General features: G+C 59.2%; 17 protein-coding genes. 3 read left to right on the top strand and 14 right to left on the bottom strand.

The annotated features are described in order from the left end of the window. Positions 1–34: 34 nt before the first annotated feature. From PSTU_RS0108765 to PSTU_RS0108730, 8 genes are all read right to left on the bottom strand, one after another. Positions 35–2,572, bottom strand: coding sequence for a penicillin acylase family protein (locus PSTU_RS0108765; protein WP_019340670.1), 2,538 nt, complete (start codon positions 2,570–2,572; stop codon positions 35–37). Between the two features lie 60 nt (positions 2,573–2,632). Beyond that, on the bottom strand, positions 2,633–3,097 hold the full coding sequence (locus PSTU_RS0108760; RefSeq protein WP_019340669.1) for a DUF2489 domain-containing protein: 465 nt from the start codon (positions 3,095–3,097) through the stop codon (positions 2,633–2,635). 7 nt (positions 3,098–3,104) lie between these two features. Further along, on the bottom strand, positions 3,105–3,302 hold the full coding sequence (locus tag PSTU_RS0108755; RefSeq protein WP_019340668.1) for an SEC-C metal-binding domain-containing protein: 198 nt from the start codon (positions 3,300–3,302) through the stop codon (positions 3,105–3,107). A gap of 8 nt (positions 3,303–3,310) precedes the next feature. After that, positions 3,311–3,808, bottom strand: coding sequence for an LEA type 2 family protein (locus PSTU_RS0108750; RefSeq protein WP_051127875.1), 498 nt, complete (start codon positions 3,806–3,808; stop codon positions 3,311–3,313). 179 nt (positions 3,809–3,987) lie between these two features. Further along, positions 3,988–4,725, bottom strand: coding sequence for an S-methyl-5'-thioinosine phosphorylase (locus tag PSTU_RS0108745; RefSeq protein ID WP_019340666.1), 738 nt, complete (start codon positions 4,723–4,725; stop codon positions 3,988–3,990). Positions 4,726–4,739: 14 nt separating this feature from the next. Then, a complete protein-coding gene (nagZ, locus tag PSTU_RS0108740; RefSeq protein ID WP_019340665.1) occupies positions 4,740–5,738 on the bottom strand; it encodes a beta-N-acetylhexosaminidase in 999 nt (332 codons plus the stop codon). A gap of 1 nt (position 5,739) precedes the next feature. After that, on the bottom strand, positions 5,740–6,279 hold the full coding sequence (locus tag PSTU_RS0108735) for a L,D-transpeptidase (protein WP_019340664.1): 540 nt from the start codon (positions 6,277–6,279) through the stop codon (positions 5,740–5,742). 39 nt (positions 6,280–6,318) lie between these two features. After that, positions 6,319–7,026 (bottom strand): TetR/AcrR family transcriptional regulator, encoded by a 708-nt coding sequence (locus PSTU_RS0108730; protein WP_019340663.1) that lies wholly within the window; start codon positions 7,024–7,026, stop codon positions 6,319–6,321. 197 nt (positions 7,027–7,223) lie between these two features. On the opposite strand from PSTU_RS0108730, the gene lexA reads away from it, so the two are divergent. Both lexA and sulA read left to right on the top strand, forming a co-directional pair. Further along, the gene (lexA, locus tag PSTU_RS0108725; protein ID WP_019340662.1) at positions 7,224–7,832 is read left to right on the top strand and encodes a transcriptional repressor LexA; all 609 of its coding nucleotides are present in this window, start codon (positions 7,224–7,226) and stop codon (positions 7,830–7,832) included. Positions 7,833–7,842: 10 nt separating this feature from the next. Then, positions 7,843–8,322, top strand: a complete 480-nt coding sequence (gene sulA / locus PSTU_RS0108720; protein WP_019340661.1) for an SOS-induced cell division inhibitor SulA — start codon at positions 7,843–7,845, stop codon at positions 8,320–8,322. A gap of 74 nt (positions 8,323–8,396) precedes the next feature. Here sulA and PSTU_RS0108715 read toward each other — a convergent pair whose 3' ends face one another. Then, positions 8,397–8,633 (bottom strand): hypothetical protein, encoded by a 237-nt coding sequence (locus PSTU_RS0108715; protein WP_019340660.1) that lies wholly within the window; start codon positions 8,631–8,633, stop codon positions 8,397–8,399. Between the two features lie 179 nt (positions 8,634–8,812). Here PSTU_RS0108715 and PSTU_RS0108710 point away from each other — a divergent pair, with 179 nt between their 5' ends. Next, positions 8,813–9,652, top strand: coding sequence for a DMT family transporter (locus tag PSTU_RS0108710; protein ID WP_019340659.1), 840 nt, complete (start codon positions 8,813–8,815; stop codon positions 9,650–9,652). A 39-nt stretch (positions 9,653–9,691) separates the two neighbouring features. Here the strand turns inward: PSTU_RS0108710 and PSTU_RS0108705 are convergent, their stop codons facing one another. The 5 genes from PSTU_RS0108705 to fadB form a co-directional block, all read right to left on the bottom strand. Beyond that, positions 9,692–10,210 (bottom strand): DUF6586 family protein, encoded by a 519-nt coding sequence (locus PSTU_RS0108705; protein ID WP_019340658.1) that lies wholly within the window; start codon positions 10,208–10,210, stop codon positions 9,692–9,694. A 76-nt stretch (positions 10,211–10,286) separates the two neighbouring features. Continuing rightward, positions 10,287–12,899: a type I DNA topoisomerase gene (topA, locus tag PSTU_RS0108700; protein ID WP_019340657.1), complete on the bottom strand. Its 2,613-nt coding sequence runs from the start codon at positions 12,897–12,899 to the stop codon at positions 10,287–10,289. A 308-nt stretch (positions 12,900–13,207) separates the two neighbouring features. After that, positions 13,208–13,435, bottom strand: a complete 228-nt coding sequence (locus PSTU_RS0108695; RefSeq protein ID WP_019340656.1) for a DUF1653 domain-containing protein — start codon at positions 13,433–13,435, stop codon at positions 13,208–13,210. Between the two features lie 79 nt (positions 13,436–13,514). After that, positions 13,515–14,690 carry an acetyl-CoA C-acyltransferase FadA gene (gene fadA, locus PSTU_RS0108690; protein WP_019340655.1) on the bottom strand — a complete coding sequence of 392 codons (1,176 nt, stop codon included), beginning with the start codon at positions 14,688–14,690 and terminating at the stop codon, positions 13,515–13,517. Between the two features lie 97 nt (positions 14,691–14,787). After that, positions 14,788–16,935 carry a fatty acid oxidation complex subunit alpha FadB gene (gene fadB, locus PSTU_RS0108685; RefSeq protein ID WP_019340654.1) on the bottom strand — a complete coding sequence of 716 codons (2,148 nt, stop codon included), beginning with the start codon at positions 16,933–16,935 and terminating at the stop codon, positions 14,788–14,790. Positions 16,936–17,363: the final 428 nt, after the last annotated feature.

The raw sequence follows: 17,363 nt of genomic DNA, 5'->3' as shown, positions 1-17,363 counted from the left end.
ACAGCACCACAGCCGCTTGTCCACGGGTCACTGCTTATTTAGGCGCCGGCGTGAGCAGCAATCGCTGAGTACCGTAGACCTTGTCCAGGTTCTCGGATTTGAACGGGAAGCTCATGTAGCCGCCCTTCAACCAGGCCTCGATGCCGTCTGCGTAGTGGGGGCTGGCCGGATTACCCGACTGACCGCTGCTGTTGAGCCCGATCATCGGCTCATCGCGACCGAAGTCGACGATGATCCGCATCGCCGGGATCAGCCAGGTATCAAAATTGTCGCCCCAGCGGTAAGCCGACACGTTCAAGGTGCTGTGATCGCCACCGGCCGCGACCGGGCCACGATCCAGATAGCTGCTGATTGCATTGATGCCGGCGCGCTGACTTGTCGACATGTAAGGCGCCAGCTGCGTAGTGCCTGACTGCCAGGTGTATGTGTGCAGCTGCCCCCATTTCCAGGCACGTCGGTCAGTGCCCAGGCCGGCTTCCATGCGACTGACCGAGGCGGCAAGCGAACGCGCGAGAATCGCCGGCTTGTCTTCTTTACCCGGCGTGCCGACATCATCCCAGAACGGGCTGTCGTCGCGCGCCAGAAGATGATCGGCTTGCGCCGAATAGGAGGCGTTTGCGACCTCCACCAGCGCCTTCCATGCCGCGCTGCTTTCAGGCCCTAGCTCGTCGAGAAAGGTCTGGCGTGCCGCTTCCATCAGGAAGGCTTCATACAGCGCGGCGTCCGCAGAGCCGGCGGCGAGCTTGCCATCGAAGCGCAAAATGGTCGAAAGCGCTTCACGCGCCCGGCGCCGCTCAGGCTCGGCAAGCGCATCGACGGCGGCTTTCAGCGGCTCCGCCATACCCGGCGCCTGCAGCATCGTCTGCAGCTTGGCAGCAAACGTCGTGGTCTGGTCGTACTGCATCGCAATAACGCTACGTGTGTCCTGTTTGCCTTGACCCAGCAGCTCGGCCATGCGCTCGGCACGCTCGGGGTAGTACCAGGAATTGGACAGTTGCATGCCGTAGCCTTTGGGCACGGTGCGGTGGTTGGCGGTCCCCAGCCAGCCCTGCAACGGGTCCTGATCGTAGGGGTGCAACATGGGGTCGGCGTAACCATCCCAGTCATAGCGCCCTTCCCAACCGGGCGACGGAACCAGGCCCAGGCCCTCACGACGGTTGGGGTAGCGCCCGGTTACCTGCCAGCCGGTACTCTGTTCATCGGCAAACACGATGTTCAGAGCCATAGCGCGGATGTCACGAGTCGCCTCGAATGCCTGATCCACGGACTTGGCACGGGTCAGGTCAAAAAATGCATCGAGCGTCTGATCAGACTCGAACTGATTGGTTTTCAGGGCAAGCCCGTAGCCGCTGCTCAACTGCAGCGGCTGCAGAGGATGCTTGCGCTCGCCTAGAACGCTGTTCAGCAGCGGGCCGTTGCGTGTCTCGTAGATCGTTTCGCGAACTGGGCGGTCGCCCTTGATAAAGAAGGTTTCATGTCGTTCACGAGCCGGCACCCACTTGCCATCGGCCAGGTAGAACAACTGGCTGCCCTCGCGCCGCACCTGCTCGAGGAATAGGTCCTGGGTATCGCCCATGACCATGGTCATGCCCCAACCCAACTTGCCGTTGAAACCTGCGACCACGGAAGGCACGCCGGCAATCGTCACGCCCGCAGCCTGGAATTTCGGCGAGCGAATCTGCACGTAGTTCCAGTACGAAGGCATCGACAGCGGCAGGTGCGTGTCATTTGCCAGGATCGGCTTGCCGCTACGGGTATTGCTACCGGAGATGGCCCAGTTATTCGAAGCAGCGACGCCCAGCATGTTCAATGAAGCAACCTGAGCGGCAGCGCTATCGAGCGCTGCAAGCCCCGCAATATCGCCGCTCAGCTTCAGCCCTTCGAGTTTCCCGGCCTCCTCGAACGGCAACGCCTCGTCGGGGTAGGTCGGCAGCAACCAGGCGACCTTGTCCGCACCGACTTTCTGCGCCATGACCAGCGATGCAATTTCCTCCTGGAGATTGACCGCCAGGCCGAAATTCAACAAACAGAACACCAGCGCTGAATCTTCGGCCTTCCAGTATTCAGGTGTATAGCCCGCGGCGGCCAGATCCATCGGCAACTTGTTGCGATGGCGGAAGATGTACGCGTTGACGCCTCTGGCATACACCTCGAAGAAGCGCTTCATTCGCGGCGAGCTTTGCTGATACAGCACCGCAGCGCTCTGCCGAAGATTCACGGCACGCATGAAGCGGTCCACCTCAAGCACACCGGGCCCCGCCATTTCAGCCAAGCGCCCTTGCGCCATGAGTCGCATGCTGACCATCTGACTCAGGCGGTCGGTGGCGTGTACATAACCCAACCCGAACAGCGCGTCATGAAAGTTCGCCGTTTCGATCAGCGGCATACCCAGCGCATTGCGACGGATGCTCACACTCTTGTCCAGACCGGTAATCGCCTGGACGCCGTGAGCAGGCGGCAGGCTGTCGCTGTAACGACTGTCCAGATAAGCCTGGCAGCCGCCAAGGGCACCCCCTACAAACACGGCGCTCAAGGTCAGGCGAACCAGAGAAAACGGCAGACGCAGTGGCATCAACGGCTCCTTGCAGGCAGGGCAGTATGAATATGAAAAGGATGTGATCTGCCGTCGCGCTCAGGCGGCTTGGTGATTCTTTGGCAGCGCTTCATCGAGCAGCCAGCGGGCGGAGCGGCGAGCCTCGGCCTTGTGCTGCAGTTCGAGCGCACTGAAGCGGGCTTCATGATGGCGACGCTCGGAGCGATCCAGCGCTTTCCAGGCTTCATGCCTCGGCACCTGCGCGGTCTCCTCGAAGAGGACCTGGAAAACCTGGCAGCGCGGGTCCTGGCCTAGCGTGGTGTCGTAATTGTCCAGCAGTACCTTGATCCGGATCGCACCTTCGATCAGCGGAACCTGCTCGTCGAGCAGGCTACCGGCGAGCACCCGCAGATCCGCGGCTAGCGCTGCGTGCTGCTGCAACTGCACATCGGCAAGCTGTTGCTCCCTGCGCCACACCTTGCGCCATAGGTGCAGGGCATATCCGGCCAGGACGACAACCAGCAGCAGCGCAGCTATAAGCAACAGTGTGGCGAAGGGCGTCATGCGCGGATCAGGCTCCGTGGCACTTCTTGAACTTCTTTTCGCTACCGCACGGGCAGGGATCGTTCCGACCAACATCCTTCAGCGGATTGCGCACCGGATCGTGGCTATGGTTGCAATGCGGGCCGTGGACATGACCGTGGTCGTGGTCCGCGTGGTCGTGATCGTGGTTGCAATCGGGACCGTGCACGTGGGCTTCGTGGTTCATCGGTGCTGCTACTCCGGGATAAAGTTGCCAGGGATTATCTCGCCATTGGTGGAGATGTGCACGCGCCGCCCGAGCATGAGGCCGGTTTTCAACTCGCCATCCAGACGATAGGCGATGGGACGGTCCGGCTTCTCAAGCAAACGCACAATGTATTTCATGTGCCGCCAGAGATTGGTATGGATCGGCACCTCGTAATACTCGAAGCCGTTTCCAGGAACGGTTGTCCAGCCGCTGGACTCACCGCTCGCCAGCTCGATGTCGTTGAGATGCACCGTATAGACCAGGCCGCGAACCGGCAGGCTCTGCTCGTTGGGGTTGTCGATCCGAAAGCGCAACATGAACTGCTGTTCGAGCAGTCTGGCTTTGATGATTTCAACGTTCTTGAGTTGAACGCGGGGATCGCGGAAATCACTGCTGAACCAGGTTGAACAGCCTGCAAGGCCGGCCAGCAGACTCAACAACATCACCGTTCTGGATATTCTTTTTATGGGTGCGTGGCAAAGCATTCCGTTACTCCAAAGGACGGCCAAGTGTAGCAAGCAGCGGATCGCCCGCAATGGTGTTTGGCGAAATTAGCAGCCACGTGCTACGTCTTTGCAACCGTTCTGGCAGGCGTATCCGCCCGTCGTGCCTTTGCCGCCATCGCGCCACTCGCTTGCCCAGACAATAGGCACCGTCCTTACTCTCAACCAACCAGCGCGCGTGCTAGCACCGCACGCACCTTGACGATTCCTTCAGCCAGCACTGCCTCGATTTGCGCCATGGTGATGACCCCGCTCGTCTTGCCCGCGGCCGGATTGACGACAAGCGCCAGACAGGCATATGGGATTTCCAGCTCACGCGCCAGGACGGCCTCTGGCATACCGGTCATCCCGACGATATCGCAACCATCGCGCTCCATCTTGGAGATTTCGGCAACCGTTTCCAGCCGCGGCCCCTGAGTGCAGCCATACACGCCGTGGCTACTGAATAGGTAACCCTCAGCTGCCAAACCGCCGATCAGGCGCTGACGCAAGAGTTCGTCATAGGGGTAGCTGAAATCGACATGGGTGACATGCTCGATGTCGCCCTCGAAGAATGTGTGCTCGCGGCCATAGGTGTAATCGATGAGCTGGTGCGGCACACATAGATGGCCGGCACCCATGGCCGGATGAATGCCACCAACAGCGTTCACAGCGATGACTGACTCTGCGCCAGCGCGCTTCAGTGCCCACAAGTTGGCGCGATAGTTCACCTGATGCGGCGGAACCCGGTGAGGATACCCGTGGCGGGCGAGGAACAGCACTTCGTGACCGGCATAGTCGCCGCGCAGAATATCGGCCGTCGGCCGCCCGTACGGCGTCTCCATGGACACCGCTTCATGCAGGGTCAGCCCAGGCAGCTCGGTAAGCCCGGTGCCGCCGATAATGGCGTGGACAGTCATCTATGTTCCTTTGGTCAAACGATCAGCTCGGCTGCTTTCAGCGCAGCGATGGAGGCGCGCCAGCGTGGGTCCTGCTTGTACGCCGAAGAGTCGGACGCGCGGCTGCGCATGCTGCCCAAAGCCGGTGATGGCCGCACTCCGAGACGCTGCAGGGCAGACAACGCCAGCTCAGCGGCCGCTCGATCGTTGCACACCAGGCCCATGTCGCAACCCGCTGACAGCGCCGCCTCGATGCGGCTTGCAGCATCACCTGCCACATGCGCACCAGCCATCGACAGGTCATCGCTGAAGATCACTCCGCGGAAACCCAGCTCCTTGCGCAGGATGTCCTGTAACCAGCGCAGGGAAAAACCGGCCGGCTTGTCATCCACCTGCGGATAGATCACATGCGCCGGCATCACGGCGTCAAGCTGATTCGCCAGCCTGTAGAAAGGAACAAGATCCTGACCACGAAGCTCATCCAGCCCGCGCTCGTCGACCGGTATCGCCACATGGGAATCTGCTTCTGCCCAGCCATGGCCGGGAAAGTGCTTCCCTGTGGCGGCCATTCCGGCGCCATGCATGCCTTTGATGAAGGCACCCGCCAGCTCACTGGCGCGTTGCGGATCGCCCTCGAATGCACGTGTGCCCACCACTGCACTGCGCTGATGATCGAGATCCAGCACTGGCGCGAAACTGAAATCGAGTCCAGCGGCGAGCACCTCGGTCGCCATGATCCAGCCGCAGGCTTCAGCCAATTCCAGCGCATTGGCATGCGAGGCAAACTCTCGCATCGCTGGCAGGCGGACAAAATCACGCCGCAGCCGCTGGACACGCCCGCCCTCTTGATCAACTGCTAGCAAAAGATCAGGCCGCACCGCCCGAATGGCGCGGCAAAGCGCCTCAACCTGCCGCGAATTTTCGATATTGCGGGCAAACAGAATCAGCCCACCTACTTCCGGCTGGCGTAATAGCTGGCGATCCTCGGCGGTCAGCCAAGTACCAGCCACGTCCAGCATCAAAGAGCCTTGCATGTCAGTCGGCGAATCCTTGAATAAGTGTTGCGCTCGACCAGCCCGGACATGCTGCTTCGCCGATGTGCACGGCACAACCAGCGGGCACGCGAGGGAAAAGTTCGAGCAGATCGGCATTGCGCATCCTGATGCAGCCATGCGAGAGCGGTACGCCCATGGGCTCACAATCAGGCGTGCCGTGCATATAGATGTAACGACGAAAGGTGTCCACCGCGCCCATTCGGTTGTACCCAGGCTCGCAGCCGCTGAGCCAGAGAATGCGAGTCAGTATCCAGTCACGGCCAGGAAAACGCTCGTGCATGTCTGAGTTCCAAAGCTCACCGGTCCAGCGGCGCCCACGCAAGACGGCACCCGAAGGCAGGCCCTCACCAATACGCGCACGCACCCGGTGGCGGCCTCGCGGCGTACAACCAGAGCCATTACGCTCGCCTACGCCATTAAGCGCAGTCGACACTGGCAACCGGAGCCGCAGGCGGGAACCGGTAAAACCGTAGAGCATCTGGTCAGCGATCGAAACGTGGAGGAAATCGAGGTCAGTCATGGGCGGCTAGCTTAGCTGATCGCGCCCTGAGGATGCACCCTAGCCCTTGGCCGGCATCGCCAGCGCGTTACGCCGGGCAATCGGATGGGCGTGGGCCAGTCCGGGATCAGCCACACCTGAATCGGCTCGCATTCCCGCAGCAAGGAACGGCACCATCATGCGCATGACCTGCTCGATAGAAGTCCGGGCGCCAAAATCGTTCTCGGCGATCGCCCGAAGCGCCTTGATCCCCGACATGCTGAACGCGGCTGCCCCGAGCATGAAATGTACCCGCCAGAACAATTCAATTGGCGGGATCGATGGAGCGGCCTCGTGGACTCGATGCATATAGCGGCGGAACACCTTGCCGTACATGTCTTCCAGGTAACGACGCAGATGGCCCTGGCTCTGGCTGAACGAAAGCCCGAGCAGGCGCATAAAAATGGACAGGTCATCGCCACTGCGTGGCGTCACCGCCAGTGCCTGCTCAACCAGAATCTCGAGCAGCTCCTCGAGACTTTCCTTCCTGTCGGACTGCGCTTCTCGCCTGTCGAGCTCACGCTCGAGGCTCACGCAGAACGGACCCAGAAAGCGCGAGAAAACAGCCTGAATAAGCGCTTTTTTCGAGCCGAAGTGATAATTCACTGCGGCCAGGTTGACGCCCGCTTTGCTGGTGATCAGACGCAGCGAGGTCTCGGCGAACCCTTTCTCAGCGAATAGCTGCTCCGCCGCATCCAGAATACGCTCGACTGTTTCAGACTGCGCCATGCCGCCTCCCCTGACAAACATCTGTTTGAAACTTACGTTTCAACCTACACCAAGTCAACCGACATGGCGCCGAAACACACTGCCGAACATTCAAAGCGCGCCCGATGCCTTACTGAAGCTCCACCAAACAACGATTGCCAAGCATCCGGCACTGTATATAATTCCAGTCACTGTATAAAAGAACAGAGACCCATTCGATGATCAAACTGACCCCTCGCCAGTCGGAAATTCTCGCGTTCATCAAGCGCTGCCTTGAAGACAACGGCTATCCGCCGACCCGTGCCGAGATTGCTCACGAACTAGGTTTCAAATCACCCAATGCGGCAGAGGAACACCTCAAGGCTTTGGCTCGCAAAGGAGCCATCGAGATGACGCCCGGCGCCTCTCGCGGGATACGTATTCCGGGTTTCGAGCCGGCTGTTGAGGATAACGGTTTACCGGTAATCGGCCGGGTTGCTGCCGGTGCGCCAATCCTGGCGCAGCAGCATGTGGAAGAATCTTGCCAGATCAATCCTTCATTTTTCCAGCCAAAGGCCGATTATCTTCTGCGCGTGCACGGTATGAGCATGAAGGATATCGGCCTCTTCGATGGCGACTTGCTCGCGGTCCATACCACGCGTGAAGCGCGCAATGGACAGGTAGTCGTGGCCCGCATCGATGACGAAGTAACCGTTAAGCGCTTCAAACGTGAAGGCAGCAAGGTCTGGCTCCTCGCCGAAAATTCCGAGTTTGCGCCTATTGAAGTTGATCTCGAACAGCAAGAGTTGGTTATCGAAGGTTTGAGCGTCGGCGTAATACGCCGCTAAGGAGAGGTTCATGCAGTACCATCCGCACCCCACCGCCGGCAAACCCCCGCAGCTTTCCTTATTCGAAGGGCTGATCGCGCATCGCCTGACACCGTTCGGCGAGGTATCTCACACACCACAGCCTGCCGACGACTGCCTGAGCGAAATGATGCTGACCGGTAGCGGGGATCACTGCCGCCAGTTGCTCGCTCCCATACTGCGCGATCTCAGTGAGGCAGCAGATACGCGCTGGCTCACCTTAATTGCTCCACCTGTATCGATTTCACAGAGTTGGCTGCGAGAAACCGGGCTGAATCGTGACCGTATCCTGTTGCTCCAAGCCCGCGAAAGTCAGACTGCCCTTGAACTGGGATGCAAGGCATTGGTGTCAGGCTGTAGCCACACGGTTATTACCTGGTTCCCACGACTCGACAAGGCGGGCCGACTGAAGCTTCGTGTAGCGGCCGCTCAGGGTAATGCACAAAGTTTGAATATACGTCTGGGTAACTGATACGCCCCAGCTATCGGCATAAGGATGTGCCGAAACCCGCCAGGTGCCGCAAAGGCAACTAGGCATTCCAAGTCTCAATGCAGCACGCGCGGCCCCTCTTCCTCCCGCTCGAAGTCACCTTCCGATACCCGACCCGCCATCTGCACGCCAATGTTGAACATTGCCTTGGCAATCTCGACATGCTGACCTTGCAGGAACGCCTTGGCATCATCGGAAAAATCCAGCGTGACCAATACGCCTTCGTCTTCGGCGCGACGCAGCACAATGCTGCCGTCGGGTAGCTCGACGATCTCCAGAAAAGACGTTGGCATGGGCATGCTCCCCTTGAAAATTGCGCATTGTAACAGCCGACCAGCCTGCCGGCAGCCTTTGGGGCTAGCTGCCAAGACGCAATACTGAATCACCGCACAGTCTCGCGCAGGCAGGAAGCAGATGCGCAGTAACGCGGCGGCACAGTAGGATGGAGGCCAATCCTGGATCGGATCCTAGAATGACGCTAAGAACCCTGCTGCTGACCGCGCTGGCGATGCTTGCCTTCGCCGGTAACTCTCTGCTTTGCCGTGCAGCACTACGTGACAGTCAGATCGATCCGGCCAGCTTCACAGCTCTGCGCCTTTTTGCCGGAGCACTGGCATTGTGGCTATTGGTATATATGCGCAAACGGCCTTCTTCGTCCTCAGGCAGTTGGCGCGGCGCCCTTGCACTATTCGCCTATGCAGTCTCGTTTTCCTATGCCTATCTCAACCTTGATGCGGGTGCTGGTGCGCTGCTGCTGTTCGGGGCCGTGCAGTTGAGCATGATCGCCTGGGGAATGCTCCACGGTGAACGCCTGCATCGGGGACAGACTGTCGGAATGCTCTTGGCGGGAGCTGGCTTGGTGGCACTTCTGCTGCCCGGAACGAGTGCACCCCCGCTATCGGCTTCGCTACTGATGGTGCTGGCAGGTGCGGCATGGGGAGCCTATTCATTACTGGGCAAGGGGGTGGCGGATTCGCTGGCCGCAACCGCCGGCAACTTCATTCGCACCCTGCCAATCGTCATCTTGCTATGCCTGCTAGCGATGAACAGCCTGGAGTGGGACAGCGCCGGAGTGATCTATGCGCTGCTGTCCGGCGGTTTGACCTCTGGCATCGGCTATGCCATCTGGTATGCAGCACTCCCCGGCCTCGGAGCTATCCAGGCCGCCAGCGTGCAGCTGAGCGTGCCGCTGCTTACAGCGCTGGCGGGGAGCCTGTTGCTAGGGGAGCCCCTGACCGGAAAGTTGCTGGTCGCCGGCCTTGCGATTCTCGGCGGCATTGCTCTGGCCCTAGGGTTCAAGCAACGCAGCTGATGCAATCGCAGGCTTCATTCCGTTGCACGCTCATTCCGCTTACCACTCGGTAAGCGATTCGCGAAAGCGTAAGGCCAGCTCTTTCAAACTGCGTCGCCAGGACTCCAGCTCTTCCCGCGCCAATGCTGGCACCTGTTCTTCCACACTGACCGCCTCGATCAACGGCATCGTTGGATCGGTCTTGATCTTGGCAGGTGCACGAGGCGGCTCGAACAGTTCCGAGTGCGCTTTCAGCAGTTGCGCCAACCATGTTTCGGAATGCTCGGCCAGCTCGATCAGCTCGGCGAGTTCCGGGCTCGATGATCGGCCCTGTGCTGAAGGCACCAGCAGCAATTCTGGACGCGGTGCGCTGGCTCCAGATAGACGATAGTAACCGGCGATCTCGTGACACAGCCCCAGCAACGCGCCGTACAGATGAAAAAGGCTCGCTTCGCGCTCGGCCTGGATAAGGCCAGGCGCATTCATCGCGCCGTCCTCCTCGACCCGCCGCCAGTTTTCGAGTGCGATTCCGGCGAAGTAGATTTTCTGGTTGGTGCGGGTGTACAGCTCATGAGCCATGGCGACGGTCTCCCAGGAGTTGAAACGCTACGAGTCGAAGCCCGTGAAAAACCGGGTTCCGACTCGCGGCTGCCAGTTACTTGCCGGTGCTCTTGTCCTCTACCTTCCACTTGCCGCCATCAAAGAACGCCTTCCAGCCGGTCGGCTTTCCATTGACCTCGGTTTGAACGTACTGCTCCTTGGTCTTGCGACTGAAGCGGATCACCGCCGCGCGCCCTTCTGAGTCCTTCTGAGGCGCCGTCAACAGAAAGTGATACTTAGGGTCGATCTCATCCTTGTGGGGGATCAGCTCCAAGACCAGTGGTGCGCGGGTCTCGCGGTTCTTTGGGAACTGGCTGGCGGCCAGGAACAAACCGGACGCGCCGTCACGCAACACGTAGGTGTCGTCGACCTTTTCACATTTAAGCTCAGGCATCTTCACCGCATCCATTTTCGGCGGGGCGGCCTCACCGCTTCTGAGCAATTTACGCGTGTTCTTGCATTCGGTATTGGTGCAGCCGAAGAACTTGCCGAAGCGGCCCGTTTTGAGCTGCATTTCACTGCCGCACTTGTCGCATTCCAGGCTCGGTCCCTCATAGCCCTTGATGCGGTACTGGCCTTCTTCGATTTCGTAACCCGTGCAATCAGGGTTATTGCCGCAAATGTGCAGTTTGTGGGTTTCGTCGAGAAGGTAGGCATCCATCGCCGTGCTGCAGATCGGGCAACGATGTTTGCCCAGTAGCACTCGGGACTCGGACTCACCTTCATCATCAGCGGCAATTTCATCGCCAGGGATGAGGTTGACTGTCGACTTGCAACGCTCTTTGGGCGGCAGGCTGTAGCCAGAGCAACCGAGAAAGACACCGGTGGACGCGGTGCGGATCATCATCGGCCGACCGCAAACCTTGCATGGAATGTCGGTCAGCGTCGGCTGGTTGGCACGCATGCCGTTTTCGCTAGCCTCCGCTAGCTCAAGCTTTTTACGGAAGTCACCGTAAAACTCATCGAGCACATGCTTCCACTCACGCTCGCCCTGAGCAACGTCGTCGAGGTTTTCCTCCATGCCGGCGGTAAAACCGTAGTCCATCAGATCATTGAAGCTTTCTGACAGGCGCTCAGTGACGATGTCGCCCATCTTCTCGGAATAGAAGCGGCGGTTGTGCAGCGAGACGTAGCCACGATCCTGGATGGTCGAGATGATCGCCGCGTAGGTCGACGGACGGCCGATGCCGCGCTTTTCCATCTCCTTGACCAGGCTCGCTTCAGAGTAACGCGCCGGTGGCTTGGTGAAGTGCTGGCTCGGATCGAGCTTGATCAGCTTCATCCCATCGCCCTTGTTCATCTCCGGCAGCACGTCGTCTTCGCCGCTCTTGCTTTGCTGCGGCATGACCTTGGTGTAACCGTCAAACTTGAGAATGCGGCCCTTTGCCCGCAACTCGAAGTTGCCAGCAGTGACTGTCACACTCGTCGACAGATACTGGGCAGGTGGCATCTGGCACGCAACGAACTGACGCCAGATCAGGTCATAGAGACGCTCGGCGTCGCGCTCCATACCGGTCAGCTGTGCAGGGCGAAGATTGACGTCCGATGGACGAATCGCCTCGTGCGCCTCCTGAGCACCCTCCTTGCTGGAATAAAAGTTGGGCTTTTCAGGCAGGTACTTGCCGCCGAACTCGTCTTCGATGAAGCCACGAACCATGGTCAGCGCATCTGCCGACAGATTCGTCGAGTCGGTACGCATGTAGGTGATGTAACCAGCCTCATAGAGCCGCTGGGCCATCATCATGGTTTTCTTCACGCCGAACCCTAAACGGTTGCTCGCCGCCTGCTGCAGGGTCGAGGTGATGAACGGCGCAGACGGCTTGCTGCTGGTCGGCTTGTCCTCACGCTTGCTGACGCTGTAGCTGGAGTCCTTGAGCTGCTCGAGCGCGGCCATGGCATGCGCTTCGTTGAGCGGCTTGAAGGCTTCGCCGTTCTCACGGGAGACCTCGAAGCGGACCTTGGCATTACCGCTCGTGCCGAGGTCGGCGTGTACTTCCCAATACTCTTCGGGAACGAACGCTCGAATCTCGCGTTCACGCTCCACCACCAGCTTCACGGCAACCGATTGAACTCGGCCAGCGGAAAGCCCGCGGGCAATCTTTGACCAGAGCAGCGGTGAGACCATGTAACCCACAACCCGGTCGAGGAAACGCCGCGCTTGCTGAGCATTGACGCGATTGATGTCCAGGTCGCCCGGTTTGGAAAATGCCTCTTGAATCGCCTTCTTGGTGATTTCGTTAAACACCACGCGCTTGTAGCGGCCATCATCACCGCCGATGGACTCGCGCAAATGCCAAGCGATGGCTTCCCCCTCTCTATCCAAGTCGGTCGCGAGATAGATGGTGTCGGCTTCCTTGGCCAGCCGACGAAGCTCATCGATGACCTTTTCTTTGCCCGGCAGGATTTCGTACTTCGCCTTCCAGCCATGCTCCGGATCGATGCCCATACGGGTAAACAGCTGACGCTTGGCTTTTTCTTTCGGTGACAAGGCAGGCGCTTCGGCAGCGGCCGCCTTGCCGCGCTTGACCGGCTCCTTGTTGGCAGAACCGCTGGTAGGAAGGTCGCGGATGTGGCCGATACTCGACTTCACCACGTACTGGTTACCCAAATACTTGTTGATTGTCTTGGCCTTGGCCGGTGATTCCACGATGACCAGCGATTTACCCATGGAGAGGAGAGTTCCTGAATCGAGAGGTGAACTGAGATTGTTGAACCGGAAGCGGCCCGACGTCGGAACGTCACCCGGCTTGCCAGCAAAGAAGCGAAGCAGCGTAACCAGCCTGCAAGAGCAGTCAATTGCTCCGGAAAACGTCCGCACCCATGGCCTAAATCCATTGGCAGCCTGGCTGCCCGGCAGGGTTTATCGTCCTGAACCGAGGGGAAATAAACTTCACTCGGTCTGAAAGCACCGCTATATATAGTGGCGATGGAGCCGAGGTCAAGCGCAGGGGTTAAGCCAGCTCGTGCACAGAGTGCCTAAAAACGAGTCGGCTCGGCTTCGATCAGGGCAAAACGGGGAAGCGTTTCGCCGTCGACCTCTACCGTTTCGGTAAACATCGAGAGCGGACGAACCCATAGCCCGAAATCGCCGTATAGCGCCTGGTAGAAGACCACTGACTCTTCCGTTTCGGAATGTCGAGCAACTGCGTATACGCGATACTCGGGGCCTTTGTAATGGCGGTAACGGCCTGGCGTGACTTGCATCTCGACTGCCTCTGAAAAAATCACTCATCAAAAATGAAAACCGGGGCACAAGGCCCCGGTTTCCGTGCCGGCAAATAGCTTAGACGCGTTCGAACACCGTGGTGATGCCCTGACCGAGGCCGATGCACATTGTGGACACGCCCAGCGTACCGCTGTTCTGCTTCATCACATTCAACAGAGTGCCGGAAATACGCGCACCTGAGCAACCGAACGGGTGACCCAACGCAATGGCGCCACCATGAAGGTTGACCTTCTGCTCCATCTTGTCGAGTAGCTTGAGGTCCTTCAGAACTGGCAACGCCTGAGCGGCAAAGGCTTCGTTGAGCTCGACGAAGTCGATGTCGTCCATCGTCAGACCGGCACGCTTGAGCGCTTTCTGAGTCGCCGGCACCGGACCGTAACCCATGATTGCCGGATCGACACCGGCAAGCGCCATCGAGCGAATCACCGCCATCGGCTGAATACCCAGATCCTGCGCACGCTGTGCCGACATGACGATCATGCAGGAAGCACCATCAGTGATCTGCGATGAGGTACCTGCAGTCACGGTGCCGCCCTTCGGGTTGAAAGCAGGCTTCAGCGCCGCCAGGCTTTCCAGGGTGGTTTCCGGACGAATGGTTTCGTCGTAGTCGAAGACCTTGAGGAAACCGTTCTCGTCGTAGCCTTCCATCGGGATGATCTCATCCTTGAACAGGCCTTCGACGGTCGCTTTGTGGGCCAGACGATGCGAACGCTCACCAAAAGCGTCCTGCTGCTCGCGGGTGATGCCATGCATCTTGCCCAGCATTTCAGCGGTCAGACCCATCATGCCGGACGCCTTGGCAGCGTGCAGCGACAGCTGCGGGTTCGGGTCGACGCCATGCATCATGCCGACGTGGCCCATGTGCTCGACACCACCCACGACGAAAACATCACCGTTACCGGTCATGATCGCCTGAGCGGCGGTGTGCAAAGCGCTCATGGACGAACCGCACAAGCGGCTGACAGTCTGCGCGGCGCTGGTATGCGGGATACGGGTCAGCAACGAAGCCATACGGGCGATATTCCAGCCCTGTTCCAGGGTCTGGTTGACGCAGCCCCAGATCACATCCTCAACCTCAGCCGGGTCGACCTTGGAATTGCGTGCCAACAAGCCATCGATCAGGTGCGCAGACATGGTCTCGGCGCGGGTATTGCGGTGCATGCCGCCCTTGGAACGACCCATCGGGGTACGGCCGAAGTCGACAATAACGACGTCTCTCGGATTAAGGCTCATATGTCTCTATTCCTCAATTAGGAAAGCCCAGTGAAAGCGGCTGCGCCAGGCAGGGTTTCGCTACCCTGCCTTCGCTCGCTACGCTTTCAAAGGCCTTTTAGCCGTAGAAGCGCTGGCCGTTAGCGGCCATCTCACGCAGCTTCGCAGTCGGGTGGTACAGCGGGCCCAGGTCGGCATACTTGTCGGCAAGCGCCACGAACTCGGCGACACCGATCGAATCGATGTAGCGCAGCGCACCACCGCGGAAGGGTGGGAAGCCGATGCCGTAGATCAAGCCCATATCGGCCTCAGCAGCGGTTTCGACGATGTTGTCTTCCAGGCAGCGGACCGTTTCCAGGCACAGCGGAATCATCATGTAGTTGATGATGTCCTCGTCGGAGAGCTCACGCGTCTCGCTGACGACCGGCTTGAGCAGCTCGTAGGACTGCGGGTCGACCACCTTCTTCGGCTTGCCCTTCTTGTCCATCTCGTAGGCATAGAAGCCTTTGCCATTCTTCTGGCCGAGACGGTTGGCGTCGTACATCACATCCACAGCCGTACGGGTCTCATCCTTCATACGATCCGGGAAGCCTTCAGCCATCACGTCACGGCCGTGGTGGCCGGTGTCCATGCCGACGACGTCCATCAGATAGGCCGGGCCCATCGGCCAGCCGAACTTCTCCATCACCTTGTCAGCGCGGACGAAGTCCACACCATGGGCGATGGCGCGAGCGAAGCCGCCGAAGTACGGGAACAGCACGCGGTTGACCAGGAAGCCCGGGCAATCGTTGACCACGACCGGGCTCTTGCCCATTTTTTTGGCGTAAGCAACGGTGGTGGCGATCGCGGTTTCGCTGGTCTTCTCACCACGGATGACTTCCACCAGCGGCATCATGTGCACCGGGTTGAAGAAGTGCATGCCGCAGAAGTTTTCCGGACGCTTGAGCGCCTGGGCCAGCAGGCTGATGGAAATGGTCGAAGTGTTCGAGGCGATAATGGCATCGTCACGCACGAGGCCTTCCACTTCGGCCAGCACCGACTGCTTGATCTTCGGGTTTTCGACAACGGCTTCGACCACGATGTCGACGTGACCGAAGTCGCCGTAGGACATGGTTGGGCGAATCGCATTAAGCGCTTCAGCCATCTTGGCTGGCGTCAGGCGACCTTTCTCGACACGCTTGCCGAGCAGCTTGGAGGCCTCGTTCAAGCCCATCTGAATGCCTTCTTCGCGGATATCCTTCATCAGGATCGGCGTGCCTTTGACAGCCGACTGATAGGCGATACCGCCACCCATGATGCCGGCGCCGAGAACGGCAGCCAGTTTTACATCGCGGGCCTGCTTGTCATACGCCTTGGCCTTCTTCTTCAGCTCCTGATCGCTCAGGAACAGACCGACCAGGCTCTGCGCAACAGAGGTCTTGGCCAGTTTGACGAAGCCAGCGGCCTCGACTTCGATCGCCTTGTCGCGGCCGAAATTGGCGGCTTTTTGGATGGTCTTGATCGCTTCGACCGGGGCCGGGTAGTTCGGGCCCGCTTGACCGGCCACAAAGCCCTTGGAGGTTTCGAAAGCCATCATTTGCTCAATGGCGTTGAGCTTTAGCTTGTCCAGCTTCGGCTGACGCTTGGCCTTGTAGTCCAGCTCGCCAGCGATGGCGCGCTTGACCAGATCCAGCGCGGCGGCCTGAAGCTGCTGGGGAGCAACGACGGCATCTACGGCGCGAACCTTGAGCGCATCTTCAGCACGGTTTTCCTTACCGGAGGCAATCCACTCGACAGCGTTATCAACCCCAATCAGACGCGGCAGGCGAACGGTACCGCCGAAACCTGGGTAGATGCCCAGCTTCACTTCTGGAAGGCCAACCTTGGCAGCAGTGGACATGACGCGGTAGTCAGCGGCCATGCACATCTCGAAACCACCGCCCAGTGCGATGCCGTTGATGGCAGCGACAGTCGGGACACCGAGGTCTTCGAAATCGCTGAAAATCTTGTTTGCTTCGAGGTTACCGGCGACCAGCTCCTCATCGGGCATCTTGAAGTTATCGACGAATTCGGTGATGTCCGCACCGACAATGAACACATCCTTGCCGCTGGTAACAATGACGCCCTTGACCGAAGCGTCCGCCTTGATGGCGTCGACTGCCTGGCGCAAGTCGTTGAGGGTGAGGCGATTGAACTTGTTGACGGACTCACCCTTGAGGTCGAAATTCAATTCGACGATGCCGCTCTCAAGAGCCTTAACCGTGATGGCTTTACCTTCGTAAATCATCAACTGATCTCCACGGTATGGAAGCTGAACGTTACGTGTCGCACGTCATCGGCCCGAAGACCGTCACTGCTAGACAGTGAAACGACACCCACCGACACGATAAACCGGGCTGACGGCATTTGCGTGGCAAACGCTCGATTCATACGCCCGTTTGATTTGGGTGAGCACACCTTCTTTGAAAAAGATCCGAATGTCAATCGACTGGCCAAACCATAAAGGTGCTTCATCCACTTCAAGACCCCAGAGCCTAGCCAAGGCCATCCACGTCGGCGATGGACAAACGCATCTTTCCTCACATGGCGGGGCATTCATACAGCTGATCACCAGTTGCTGTTCCTGATGGACCACATCCCCCGACCAGCGTCACAACCAGCTTGTCTTGCTTGTACACTCAGCGCCTACATCCAAATCTCGTTCAGCTGCGCCAG

This window comes from Stutzerimonas stutzeri SDM-LAC, from assembly GCF_000235745.1.
In the GTDB taxonomy this organism is placed as follows: Bacteria; Pseudomonadota; Gammaproteobacteria; order Pseudomonadales; family Pseudomonadaceae; genus Stutzerimonas; species Stutzerimonas stutzeri_H.
This window is presented reverse-complemented; position numbering and strand designations above follow the sequence as displayed.